Raw genomic sequence first — 12,555 nt, 5'->3', positions numbered from 1 at the left:
AGCGCCGGGAGCGGCGCGGATTTCGCACGCGGCGGATTCCACACCGTTGGTACGGTTTTGGAGGGATCGATGGGAAAGGGCGAAGCGACGCGCGAACGCATTCTCGAGATCGCGGAAGCGGCGGTGCTCGCGAAGGGCTTCGGCGCAACCTCGATCGACGAGGTCATCGCCGAGGCCGGACTGACCAAGAGCGGATTCTTCTATCACTTCAGGGACAAGAACGCGCTCGCGCGGGAGATGCTGCGCCGCTATGTGGAGACGAACGATCGCCTGTTCGAGGAGATCTTCCAGCGAGGGCGTGAGCTCTCGGACGATCCCTTACAATCGTTCCTGATCTCGCTGAAGCTGCTGGCGGAGGTCATGGCCGATCTGCCCAACGGCCATCCCGGGTGCCTGATCGCCAGCATCTGCTATCAGGAGCGCCTGTTCGACCGCGAGGTTCGCGACCTGACGGCGCAATCGGTCCGGGCCTGGAATGCGCATTTCCGCGCGATCCTCGACGGCATCGCAGCGGTCCATCCGCCGCGTGAGCCGATCGACCTTGACGATCTCGCCGAGATGATCTCGTGCGTGGTCGACGGCGCGATCATCATGTCGAAGACGCTCAACGACCCGAAGCGGCTGGAGCGGCAGATCCTGCTTTTCCGCAGCTGTGTGAAGCTGGTCTTCGCGCCGCCTCCCTCATCGTGAAATGCATGTGACGTGAGCGAGCCGGGTGCGGACCGCCTTGCTGCGCCGTTTGTGGGTGGAGTGCAACCGGATCGCGGTTCGCAATCGAACCTCTGCATCATTGCCCGGCAGCCAATCCCAACGCATCGGCCATGACACGGAACACTTCGGTGTTGTCCATCGAGCCGTGCACGCGCTCGCTGCCCGGTCCGGTGGCGGTCAGGATGACGTCCTCGCCCGAATGCACGCTGGCGCCGATCATCGCCGAAAGATTGCCGGGGCGCAGCACCGCGCCCGGGACGTCCTTGTATTTGTCGTTGGCCTTGAAGGTCCCGTCGGCGCCGGCCTTGACGGTCGGCTCGTTGGGACTGTCCAGCTTCGGACGGAACGTCTCGTAGTGATCGGGCAGACTGGCGGAGAAGATGGCCAGCCGCCGGCTGACGTCGATGCGTGCCGGATAACCTTCCGCATCCGGCGCCGGATAATTGGGAAATCCAGCCCGATCGTAGACGCCGACGCGCTCGCGCAAGGGAACGTTGGGCGTGGTGGCCATGTCGTCATTCACCGTGCCGACGAGGCTGTTGGGATGATTGTGGTCCGCCAGCACCAGGATGAGGGTGTCGTCGCCGCGCGCCCGCGCCCATTCACGCGTCTGGCGCACCGCATTGTCGAGCATGATCGTGTCGTAGACGGCGCGCTCCATGTCGAGCAGATGCGCATATTTGTCGATCATTCCGGATTCGACCATCAGGAAGAAGCCGGCCTCATTCCGCGACAGCAGTTGCAGCGCCGCCTGCACCTGCTCGGTCAGGTCGGGCTGCTCGGGAAATTTCTTGACGCCGCCGCCCTTCAGGAACTTGCGGTCGAGCACACCGTCCATGTTGCCCGTGGCGAACAGGCCGAGCAGCCTGGCCGTCTCGGGCTTGGCCGAGAGAGCGCCGAGCTCGCTCGCGGTGGTCGCCACCTGATAGCCTGCATCGCGGAACTTGGCGATGTAATCGGTCTCGTCCTTGCGTTTCGAGCCGGCGGCCGACTTCGGCAGAAAATTCGCGCTGCCGCCGCCCATCAGGACGTCCGGCTTCGCCGCAAAGAACTGCTCGACGATCTCGTCGTAGGCGGCACGGCGGCGCGTGTGCGCAACCATCGCCGCCGGCGTCGCGTCTTCGATCTCGGTGTTGGTGACGACGCCGATCGCCATGCCGTGCCGCCTCCTGGCAAGGCTGGTGATGGTTTCGACGCGGGGATCGTCGAACGGACTTGCGGTGCGGTCCGCATAGACGCCCAGGGCGTTGACGGCGCTCTTGTGCCCGGTCGCATAGGCGCTCGCCGCGTTCGCGGAATCGGTGATGATCGAATCCGAGCCTGCGGTTGCCACCAGCGCCATGTGAGGCATGTCGTCGATGGCCATCTTGCCGCGGCTCTTGCCCTCCGAAATCCCCTTGGACAGGATTCGGGCTGCGACACGGTGCGCCGGCGACATGCCATCGCCGATGAACAGGATGACGTTCTTCGCCTTGCGCGGCCCCGTATCGTAGACCGTCCATGTGACGCTGTGCTGGCCCATGCCGTCGCTCACGTCGACAACGACGTTGCCTGGCGTGGTCAGCGTGACGTCGCGCAGGATCAGGGCCGACTGATCCTTGCCGTCCTCGCGGTCGATGAAGGTTCCGGCACGGCCGAACGCGGTCGCGTAATCCGCGCCGTTCACCGTCACCTTCAACTTGGCGGGATCGACCGGCCCGGGAAGCTCGACCTTGAAGTCGAATTTGGCTCCGGCCAGGATCTCGGCACGATCGATCGGATAGATCGTCTGCGCCGACAGCGACGATGTCCAACAGAGGACGATGAGAGAGGCGAGTGCCGATCCCCTGACCATGCTCGATGCTCCGCAATCCGGTTTCCGACAGGAACGGCAAGCGTAGCGATCGAGAATGACACCGTCATTAAATTCGTAGCCCCGGATTCACGGCGATAAATCCGAGCTACGAAGACGTCACCCCTTGTCGCTCTCCAGGCGGAAGATCTGCGAGCCTTCGCTGCCCGACAGCAGGCCGGTGTCGCTGTAGAGCTTCAGCTTGGTGCGGGTGTCGGCGATATCGAGGTTGCGCATGGTGAGCTGGCCGATGCGGTCGGCCGGCGTGAAGGCGGCGTCCTCCACCTTCTCCATGCTGAGCCGCTCCGGCGCATAGGTGAGGTTGGGGCTCTCGGTGTTGAGGATCGAATAGTCGTTACCGCGGCGCAGCTCCAGCGTGACCTCGCCGGTGACGGCGCGCGCGACCCAGCGCTGCGCGGTCTCGCGCAGCATGAGGGCCTGCGAGTCGAACCAGCGGCCCTGATAGAGCAGCCGGCCGAGGCGCATGCCGCTGATGCGGTACTGCTCGATGGTGTCCTCGTTATGGATGCCGGTGACGAGGCGCTCATAGGCGATGTGGAGGAGCGCCATGCCGGGCGCTTCGTAGATGCCGCGGCTTTTCGCCTCGATGATGCGGTTCTCGATCTGGTCGCTCATGCCGAGGCCGTGGCGGCCGCCGATGGCGTTGGCTTCGAGGAACAGCGCGACGGGATCAGAGAAGGTCTGGCCGTTCAGCGCCGTGGGCTGGCCTTCCTCGAACCGCACCACGACCTTCTCGGCCTTGACGTTGCAGTCGTCGCGCCAGAACGGCACGCCCATGATCGGGTTGACGATCTTGATGCCGCAATCGAGGCTCTCGAGATCCTTGGCCTCGTGCGTGGCGCCGAGCAGGTTGCTGTCGGTCGAATACGCCTTCTCGGCGCTCATCTTGTAGGCAAAGCCCTGGGCGGTCATGAACGCCGACATCTCGGCGCGGCCGCCGAGCTCGTCGATGAACTGCTGGTCGAGCCAGGGCTTGTAGATCTTCAGGCCGGGATTGGTGAGCAGGCCGTAGCGGTAGAAGCGCTCGATATCGTTGCCCTTGAAGGTCGAGCCGTCGCCCCAGATGTTGACGCCGTCCTCCTTCATCGCCGCAACCAGCATGGTGCCGGTCACCGCGCGCCCCAGAGGCGTGGTGTTGAAATAGGTGATGCCGCCGGTGGAGATGTGGAAGGCGCCGGACTGGATCGCGGCGATGCCCTCATGGACCAGCTGCGTGCGGCAATCGACCAGGCGCGCCTTCTCGGCGCCGAACTCCATCGCCTTGCGCGGGATCTCGTTGTAGTCGGCCTCGTCAGGCTGGCCGAGATTGGCGGTGTAGGCGTAGCAGCGCGCGCCCTTCTGCTTCATCCAGAGCAGCGCCGCGCTGGTGTCGAGGCCGCCCGAAAACGCGATGCCGACTTTCTCGCCCTTGGGCAGGCTTTTCAGGATCGTGGTCATGGGGCTTCCAATCGGGTCTCAAGGGCTGATGAACGTTTCGAACTTGACCGCGCGAATATCAAATTTCGCAGGGCTCGGCACCCCTTTAATGGCCTAAACCGACGTCTCGGGACCGGTCTTGCGGCCGAACAGGCGCTGGCGGAGCCGGTAGCCGGGCATGCTCAGCCGGGTCAGGGCGGCACCGACCGCCTCGTCCGAAAACCGCGTCCGCGGCCAGCGGTAAATCAGCGCGTAGGCGAACCAGATCACGACGAAGGTGACGAGGCCGGCGATGGAAACGTCGGTGAAGAAGTGGCCGCCGAAGGCCATGCGCAGCCCGCTGGTCAAGGCGCCGAACACCACGGCGGCGGCATAGGCGAGCGGCCGCCACGGCGGCGGCGCCAGCGCAGCCGGCGCGAGCGTCCAGAATGCCGTCGCCCCTTCGCCGGAGAAGAACGAGCAGTTGCGCGCGCAGCCGCCGCGCGGATCCCACCACGGCACGAATTGCTGGTCGCCGGCAAACTCGGTCACCACCACCGGGCGTGGCCGGCCCCAATAGGTCTTGAAGGTGAGGTTGGTGAGGATGCCGGCCGACAGGATGATCGTGACCAGCAGGAACACCATCGCGCGGCCCGAGACCATCAGCGGCCGGTCCGGCCGGATCATCTTGACCACGAGTGCGACCAGCGATGGCAGCACGAATGCCCAGGCGACCCACATCGCAGCGTCACGTGCGAAGCTGGCCCAGCCGTTCAGCTTGAGCGGAAACGTCCTGGTCTCGGGATCGAAGAACAGCGCGGCGAGCTTGAGATCGAGCTCGGGATAGAGGCCGAAGACGACGCCGATCACGAGCCACAGCGCCAGGGCGATGAAGAGTCCAGTCCGGTTCATGGCGCGCGGTTTAGCGGAGAGGGAAGGAGATGAAAACCCCGCGCCCGTCATTCCGGGGCGGTGCCTACGGGACCATCCCGGAATGACAGGCGCAAAACTAGCGCGCATCCGGCCGCGACTGTGAAGGCAGTGGCGGAGGCGGACGGCGCGCGGGCGGCGGATCGCGCCAGGCGCCGGCATTGCGGCCGGCGATCAGCCAGTAGACCACGCCGGCGACGATGCCCGCGCCGGTCATGATCTCCAGGTGACGGCGCACGATGCCCTCGAACTGGAACGTGTCGGGATGAAAGGGAACGAGGCCGAGATAGCAGACGAGCCCCACGACGCCGCCGCCGACGGCGTAGGCGAGCGCGCTGCGGATGTAGAGCGCTTCGGTGATCGCGACGATCACCGCTGCCGGCACCAGCGCAAAGCCGGAGACGAAGATGAAGCCGAAGCCAAGCAGGATGTCGATCGTGCCCTGATCGACGGGACCGGCGCCGAGATCGGCGAACTCCGGAAACAGCAGCGCGACGACGACGATCATGCCGCCGACGAAGCAGGCGGCGAGGAAGCCGATGAAGATGACGATGAGGCGGCCGATCAGGGACATGCTAAGCCACACTCACCCGTCATTGCGAGCAGCGTAGCGACGAAGCAATCCAGACTGCCGCCGCGGAAAGGCTCTGGATTGCTTCGCTTCGCTCGCAATGACGGGAATGCGAGAGCGCGGGCACGCATCCTCAATCCGTCATCGCCATGGCGCGGAGCGCCTGACGTTCGCGTGCACTGAGCTTCTCGGTCTCCGACTTGAGCTGGCCGCAGGCGGCGAGGATGTCGCGGCCGCGCGGGGTGCGCACGGGCGAGGAATAGCCGGCGTTGAAGATGTATTCGGAGAACTTCTCGATCTGGTCCCAGTCCGAGCATTCATAGGCGGTGCCGGGCCAGGGATTGAACGGGATCAGGTTGATCTTGGCCGGAATGCCCTTGAGCATCTTCACCAGCAGCTTCGCATCGTCGAGCGAATCGTTGACGCCCTTGAGCATCACATATTCGAAGGTGATGCGGCGCGCGTTCGAGGCGCCGGGATAGTCGCGGCAGGCCTGCAGCAGCTCCTTGATCGGATATTTGCGGTTGAGCGGCACCAGCTCGTTGCGCAGCTCGTCGCGCACCGCGTGCAGCGAGATCGCGAGCATGACGCCGATCTCCTCGCCGGCACGCACGATGTTCGGCACGACGCCCGAGGTGGACAGCGTGATGCGGCGGCGGGAGATGCCGATGCCTTCATTGTCGCCGACGATGAGAAGCGCGTCGCGCACCGCGTCGAAATTGTAGAGCGGCTCGCCCATGCCCATCATCACGATGTTGGTGACGCGGCGCGTGCCGTCCTCGCGATCGGCCCAGTCGTTGAGGCGATCGCGCGCGACCATCACCTGCCCGACGATTTCGCCGGCGGTGAGGTTGCGCACCAGGCGCTGCGTGCCGGTGTGACAGAACGAGCAATTCAAGGTGCAGCCGACCTGCGAGGAGACGCAAAGCGTGCCGCGATCGGTCTCGGGGATGTAGACGCACTCGACTTCATGCGCCTTCTGAACATTGTCGCCGCTCGGCAAACGGAGCAGCCATTTGCGGGTGCCGTCGTTGGAGATCTGCTCGGCCACGACCTCGGGACGGTCGACCGTGAAATGCTGCGCGAGCTCGGCACGGATGCCCTTCGAGATCGACGTCATCTCGTCGAAGTTCTGGGCGCCCCGGAAATAGATCCAGTGCCACAGCTGCTGCACGCGCATCTTGCGCTGGGCCGGAGCGACGCCGATCTCGCCGAGGCGGTCGGCAAGCTCGGTGCGCGACAGACCGATCAGCGACGGCTTGGCCGGCGGCACATAGGTTTCGAGCGGAGTCTTCTCCACCAGGGTTGCGGTGTGCGGCTCGGTCGTCGGTTGCATTGATGGGACCTGGACTACTGCTGTTTGAGTTCGTCATGCCCGGGCTTGACCCGGGCAACCACGTCTTTCGTCAATCGCGGTTGCGCGTGGATGGCCGGGTCAAGCCCGGCCATGACGACCGAAAATCTGGAACCGCCCCTATATAGCAATCGGACCGGCCGATTGCGACCTCATCGCCGGCAGCCTTAACGCTTGCGCCCTTACCGCTTGCAATCCTGCGCGATCTTGTCGAGCGCCTGGGCGAGGCCCTTCAGCGAGAACGTGTCGGTCGTCTCCGTGCCCTTGGCCGAGACCCCCTTGACCACGAGGTCGGCGGATTTGCGCATGGCTTCGACCATCCGCTCCTCCTCGGCCGCGTTCTTGATCCAGAGGCCGTCGCCCTGCGTGTACATCGCGAAAGAGGCGCCGCCGACCTCGACGGTCGATTCCGAGCCCGGCTTCAGCGCGTAGCCGATCATGACCGAGACTTCGTTGTTGACCTTTTCCGCCGGCCGGGTCGAGACGAACGCATAGGCGGGATCACGCGGCCGGTTCGGCGGATTGGTCTTCGACGACGAAGGCTTGGCCAGCGCGAAGCAGACCTTCTTGCCATTGGGGGTGGCCGCATAGGCCCCCCAAGTGCCGAACTGCCCGATCAAGGTCGGCTCGGCGCCACCCGCAACCGCGGCGGGCGAGGCCGCCGGTTTGCTCTCGGGCTTCGAAGCCCCCTTTGCCGTCGTATGGGCCGGCGACGCAGCCGGCTTCGGTGTCGCCTCTTTTGGAGCAGACTCTTTTGGTCCGGCCTTGGGCGCCGGTTGCGCCGTCTGCGCCCGCGCGGAATCGGCGATTCCCCCGGCCATGACGCCAGTCATCAAAGCTAAAATCAGCACCCGCCACATGCTCGGAGTGGTTCCCTCAATATTGTGACTGGAAGATGGCCCGATCGCGCTTTGTCCCCGGGCACGCATAGCCGGGAAAGTCCAATTTGGGAAGGCAGTTAGCGGTATCGGCTGGGCTAGGCCCTGGATCGCGCGGCGCGTTGCTCGGCCCATTGCGCCTCGGTCCAGCCGAGCAAATCCTCGGCGCCGGAACTGCGCAAATGCGCGCCACCGTCGATCACCACCATTTCACCATTGATGTAGCCGGCGCGGTCGGAGACCAGAAAGCTGGCGAGATCGGCAAGCTCGCTGTGCTCGCCGGTCCGCCCCAGCGGGTTGCGTGCGGTCCAGCTTTCGTCGCGGCCCTCGGGGCGGAGCTGCCCGGACGCCCCGGCGGTCGGAAACGGACCGGGCGCGATCGCGACGGTGCGGATGCCCTTCGGGCCCCACTCCACCGCAAGGCTCTTGGTCATCGCCAGCAGGGCGGACTTCGCCATCGCCGACGGAACCGTGAAGGCGCGGCCGGTGATGGTGGAGGTCGAGAGGATCGACAGCACGACGCCGCCATGCGTGCCGTCGATCCAGCGCCTGCCGGCGGCGAGCGTGCAATACATCGCGCCATGCAGCGTCGGCGCCAGGATCGCATCCGCGGCGCGGAAGGAGAGATGCTCGCTCTGTGCGATGAAGGTCGCGGCAGCATTGTTGACGAGGATGTCGAGCGGCGCCTCGCGCCAGATCTGATCCATCATGCCGTCGACGGCTGCGCCATCGCGAATATCGCAGCTGATCGTCGTGACCTTGCCATCCGTCTGCTCGCGCATCTCGCGCGCGGTTGCTTCCAGCCGGTCGAGCTTGCGGCCGCAAATCACGATCTCTGCGCCGAGCGCGAGGAAGCGACGGCCCATCGCCGCGCCAAGGCCCGAGCCGCCGCCGGTGACGAGGATGCGCTTGTTCTTGAGCAGGTTTGTTTCAAACATCGTTTGAATCCCCATCTCCGTGGATTTCGTCGTTGCGAGCGCAGCGAAGCAAATCCAGAGTCCGTCCCGCGGAAATAGTCTGGATTGCATCGCTGCGCTCGCAATGGCGCGAGGATAGGGCTGTGCATCGCTTTGGGCAAAGAAACCGGATTGTCGCCCGTGCCTAAATCCGGCAGAAACAGGTCAACTATAATTCCACTCGAAACGCTTCAGGTGCCGCCATGAAAGCCATCCTCTGCTCGCAATATTGCCAGCCCGACGATCTCGTTCTGGCCGAGGTGCCGGATCCGGTGGCCGGTCCCGGCGAAGCCGTGATCGCGATCAAGGCGGCGGCGCTGAACTTCTTCGACATCCTGATGATTCAGGGCAAGTACCAGATCAAGCCGCCGTTCCCGTTCTCTCCGGCTGCGGAAGTCGCCGGCGTGATCGAGAGCATCGGCCCCGGCGTGACCGATCTGAAAGTCGGCGACCGCGTCGTCGCATCCTGCGGCCACAACGGCGCGCGCGAGAAGATCGCGCTGCCGGCGGCATCGATCGTGAAGATCCCCGACAATCTCGACTACGACCGCGCGGCCGGCATCATCATCATCTACGGCACCGCGCTGCATGCGCTGGAGGACCGCGCGAGCCCGAAGCCCGGCGAAACGCTCGCAGTGCTCGGCGCGGCCGGCGGCACCGGCCTCGCAGCCTGCGAGCTCGGCAAGCTGATGGGCCTGAAGGTGATCGCCTGCGCCTCGTCGGACGAGAAGCTCGAATTCGCGAAAGCGCATGGCGCCGAGCTGACGCTGAACTACGGCAAGGAAGATCTGAAGGAAGGCCTGCGCAAGCTCACCGGCGGCAAGGGCGTCGACATCATCTTCGATCCGGTTGGTGGCGCTTACGCCGAGCAGGCGCTGCGCTCGATCGCCTGGGAGGGTCGCTTCCTCGTCATCGGCTTTGCCGCCGGCGACATCCCCAAGATGCCGCTGAACCTCGCGCTGCTGAAGGGCTGCGACATTCGCGGCGTGTTCTGGGGCGCCTGGACGAGACTCAACCCGGCCAAGAACCGCGCCAATCTGGAGAAGCTCGTGAAGTGGACGGCGGAGGGAAAGATCTCATCGCATGTCGACCGCACCTTCCCGCTGGCCCAGACTGCGGACGCGCTGAAGGTGCTCGCGGGACGCCAGGCCATGGGCAAGGTGATCCTGCATCCGTGAGGATGTCGTGGCGAATGGTGTCGCGACGCCATCGCCACATACCCAACTGTCGTCACCCGCGCAGGCGGGCGATCCAGTATTCCGAGACGGTAGCGATTGAACAGAAAGGCCGCGGCGTACTGGATTCCCCGCTTGCCGCCTACGCTAAAGCTTCGGCGCCCCTGGACCTCAACCCCGGCGAAGCCTTGGCGTAGCCGGGTCGCGGGGAATGACAGCGGTGCGTGTGAATCCCGCTACGCAGCCTCTTCTTCCATCTCATCCACCCCACGCCGCAGCGCGGCGCGGGCGGCCTCGCGATGCTCGTTCGTGATGTGGCCGGCGACCATGCGGATGGCAGTGGCGAGCACGGCAGCGTCATCGGCGAAGCCGAGCATCGGCATCACGTCGGCGACGAAGTCGAACGGCAGGATGAAGTAGGCGATCGCCCCGAGCAGCGAGGCCTGGACGTGGCGCGGCGTCTGCCGGTCGAACGCGCAGTAATAGGCGGCAAGCAGGTCTTCCGCGAACGGCAGGTGCGCGGCGACACGCTTCAGCTTGCGCCAGAAGCGGCGGCGCACGCTCTCGCGATCTTCCGCGAGCCGATCGGCCGGCTCGAAGCCGACGCTGTGCTCGGCAGCCATGCTCAAAAACTCCCCGTTCTGCCGGAGGCGGAGGGTCGTCCCGTCCCGGCTGATCACAAGATGGGGATGCGGCCGATCCCTGCAAGACGTCAGCCAAGTATCCGTCAAGTGTCAGCCTGCGATCGCGTTCATCGCCTTGGCCAGCGCGATGTCGCGCGTGGTGACGCCGCCGGCGTCGTGGGTCGACAACACCACCTCCACCGTCTTGTAGACGTTGCGCCATTCGGGGTGGTGATCCATCTTCTCGGCCACCAGCGCGGCGCGGGTCATGAAGCCGAACGCCTCGTTGAAATCCCTGAAGACAAAGATTTTCCCGATGGCGTCGCGGCCTTGGACCTCACTCCAGCCCGGTAGTCCGCCCAGCGCCTGCCTGCGCTCCTCCGCCGAGAGCCGTTCTGCCATGATCGTCTCCTTGCCTTTTGGGGGGATCTTTACTCTAACACCGCGCCGCCGCCCGGGTTCATACGGGATTTCCTGCGTCCGCTAACCATGACGGAGATGTAACCCCGCCGGACAAGGAAATTTGCTACAATTGCAATGGTAGATCGCCGGCCAAGATGAAACTGAGCCTGAAGCGCCTGTTTGGGAGATCGATGACCGGGGGATTGGACCTGGCCGAAGCGCCCCCTCCGCCTTCGCCGCGATCGGCGGCGCGGAAGACGGCGCTCGTGTCTCTGGCACTCGTGCTTGCGATCGTGGGCGCGGTCGCCGGCGGCTACTACTTCGCGATGCGTCCGGTGACGCTCAAGATCGCGGTCGGCCCTGCCAACAGCGATGACATCAAGGTCGTGCAGGCGCTGACGCAGGCCTTCACCCAGACCAAGGCTCAGGTACGGCTGCGGCCGTTCCAGACCGACGGCGCCACGGCGAGCGCCGACGCGCTCGCGGAAGGCAAGGTCGATCTCGCCATCGTGCGCGGCGACGTCGACGTGCCCAAGAACGCGCAAGCGGTCGCGACCCTGCGCAAGAACGTCGTGGTGCTGTGGTCCGTCCCGGGCAAAGGCAAGAAGCGGGGCGCGAAAATCACCAAGATCTCGCAGCTCGCCGGCCATCGCGTCGGCGTGGTCGGCCGCACCCAGGCCAACGTCAATCTGCTCAAGGTGATCCTCCAGCAGTACGGCATCGATCCCGCCAAGGTCGAGATCGTGCAATTCCCGGCGAACGAAGCCGCCGAGGCGATCAAGGCGCAGAAGGCCGACGTCTATCTCGCGGCGGGCCCCGTCAACAGCAAGATCACGTCGGATGCGATCGCCGCCTCCACCAAGGATTTCGGCGCGCCCACCTTCCTTGCGATCGATTCTGCGGATGCGATCGCGCAAAACCATCCGGTCTACGAAGCGTCCGAGATTCCCGCCGGCACCTATGGTGGCTCGCCTGCCCGCCCGGAGGACGAGGTGAAGACCATCAGCTTCTCGCACCACATCGTGGCGCGCAAAGGCGTGGCCGAAACCACCATTGCGGCGTTCACGCGCCAGCTCTTCGCCGTTCGCCAGCAACTGGTCACGGAATTTCCGCTCGCGGCGAAGATCGAAACGCCTGATACCGACAAGGATGCGGTGATCCCGGTGCATCCCGGCGCGGCGGCCTTCGTCGACGGCGAGGAAAAGACCTTCCTCGACAAATACAGCGACTACATCTGGTGGAGCCTGATGGCGCTTTCCGCCATGGGCTCGATCGGCGCCTGGTTCGCCGGATACCTGAAGAAGGACGAGCGCGACAGCAACAATCATCAGCGCGAACGCCTGCTCGACATGATCGCCGCTGCGCGCAAGTGCGAGACGGCCGAAGAGCTCGACCAGATGCAGACCGAGGCTGACGACATCCTGCGCGATACGCTGCGCTGCTACGATCACGGCGCGATCGAGGAAGGCGCACTCACCGCCTTCAACATCGCGCTCGACCAGTTCCACTCTGCGGTCGCCGACCGCAAGGCATTGCTGATGAGCCTGCCGCAGAACCTGCAGCGCGCCGGCGCGCAGTTCAGGGCCGCCGGCAACGCGTAGGCGCTTGCCGGCGTAATGACTGCGTCACATTGTCTCAATATAGCTCCCACTGTCATTCCGGGGCGATGCGCCAGCATCGAACCCTGGTGCTGGCGCACCATCCCGGA

The 12,555-nt window shown here is 65.1% G+C and carries 12 protein-coding genes; 3 read left to right on the top strand and 9 right to left on the bottom strand.

Going from position 1 to position 12,555, the window contains the following annotated elements; all coding sequences use genetic code 11:
* Window positions 1-69 precede the first annotated feature (69 nt).
* Window positions 70-690: a TetR/AcrR family transcriptional regulator gene (locus FJV43_RS17415; RefSeq protein ID WP_239628817.1), complete on the top strand. Its 621-nt coding sequence runs from the start codon at window positions 70-72 to the stop codon at window positions 688-690.
* 97 nt (window positions 691-787) lie between these two features.
* On the opposite strand, the gene FJV43_RS17410 is transcribed toward FJV43_RS17415, so the two are convergent.
* The 7 genes from FJV43_RS17410 to FJV43_RS17380 form a co-directional block, all read right to left on the bottom strand.
* Entirely contained in the window at window positions 788-2,545 is a 1,758-nt protein-coding gene (locus tag FJV43_RS17410) for an alkaline phosphatase (protein ID WP_239628815.1), read from the bottom strand.
* A gap of 117 nt (window positions 2,546-2,662) precedes the next feature.
* Window positions 2,663-4,000 (bottom strand): argininosuccinate synthase, encoded by a 1,338-nt coding sequence (argG, locus tag FJV43_RS17405; protein ID WP_239628813.1) that lies wholly within the window; start codon window positions 3,998-4,000, stop codon window positions 2,663-2,665.
* 93 nt (window positions 4,001-4,093) lie between these two features.
* Window positions 4,094-4,870, bottom strand: coding sequence for a phosphatase PAP2 family protein (locus FJV43_RS17400; protein ID WP_239628809.1), 777 nt, complete (start codon window positions 4,868-4,870; stop codon window positions 4,094-4,096).
* Between the two features lie 97 nt (window positions 4,871-4,967).
* Window positions 4,968-5,462 (bottom strand): hypothetical protein, encoded by a 495-nt coding sequence (locus FJV43_RS17395; RefSeq protein ID WP_239628807.1) that lies wholly within the window; start codon window positions 5,460-5,462, stop codon window positions 4,968-4,970.
* Between the two features lie 130 nt (window positions 5,463-5,592).
* Window positions 5,593-6,795: a 23S rRNA (adenine(2503)-C(2))-methyltransferase RlmN gene (gene rlmN / locus FJV43_RS17390; protein WP_239628806.1), complete on the bottom strand. Its 1,203-nt coding sequence runs from the start codon at window positions 6,793-6,795 to the stop codon at window positions 5,593-5,595.
* 200 nt (window positions 6,796-6,995) lie between these two features.
* Window positions 6,996-7,673: an invasion associated locus B family protein gene (locus FJV43_RS17385; protein ID WP_239628804.1), complete on the bottom strand. Its 678-nt coding sequence runs from the start codon at window positions 7,671-7,673 to the stop codon at window positions 6,996-6,998.
* A gap of 116 nt (window positions 7,674-7,789) precedes the next feature.
* The gene (locus FJV43_RS17380; RefSeq protein ID WP_239628803.1) at window positions 7,790-8,629 is read right to left on the bottom strand and encodes an SDR family oxidoreductase; all 840 of its coding nucleotides are present in this window, start codon (window positions 8,627-8,629) and stop codon (window positions 7,790-7,792) included.
* 221 nt (window positions 8,630-8,850) lie between these two features.
* On the opposite strand from FJV43_RS17380, the gene FJV43_RS17375 reads away from it, so the two are divergent.
* Complete coding sequence (locus FJV43_RS17375; protein ID WP_061880125.1) at window positions 8,851-9,825, top strand: NADPH:quinone oxidoreductase family protein; 975 nt, start codon at window positions 8,851-8,853, stop codon at window positions 9,823-9,825.
* Between the two features lie 233 nt (window positions 9,826-10,058).
* Here FJV43_RS17375 and FJV43_RS17370 read toward each other — a convergent pair whose 3' ends face one another.
* Window positions 10,059-10,445, bottom strand: a complete 387-nt coding sequence (locus FJV43_RS17370) for a YkvA family protein (RefSeq protein WP_239628802.1) — start codon at window positions 10,443-10,445, stop codon at window positions 10,059-10,061.
* 111 nt (window positions 10,446-10,556) lie between these two features.
* Entirely contained in the window at window positions 10,557-10,847 is a 291-nt protein-coding gene (locus FJV43_RS17365; protein WP_239628801.1) for a 4a-hydroxytetrahydrobiopterin dehydratase, read from the bottom strand.
* Window positions 10,848-11,002: 155 nt separating this feature from the next.
* Between FJV43_RS17365 and FJV43_RS17360 the strand changes: the two genes are divergently transcribed.
* A complete protein-coding gene (locus FJV43_RS17360) occupies window positions 11,003-12,448 on the top strand; it encodes a TAXI family TRAP transporter solute-binding subunit (RefSeq protein WP_239628800.1) in 1,446 nt (481 codons plus the stop codon).
* The last annotated feature ends 107 nt before the right edge of the window (window positions 12,449-12,555 follow it).

The organism is Bradyrhizobium sp. I71 (assembly GCF_022354745.1).
GTDB classification, from domain to species: Bacteria; Pseudomonadota; Alphaproteobacteria; order Rhizobiales; family Xanthobacteraceae; genus Bradyrhizobium; species Bradyrhizobium liaoningense.
This window is presented reverse-complemented; position numbering and strand designations above follow the sequence as displayed.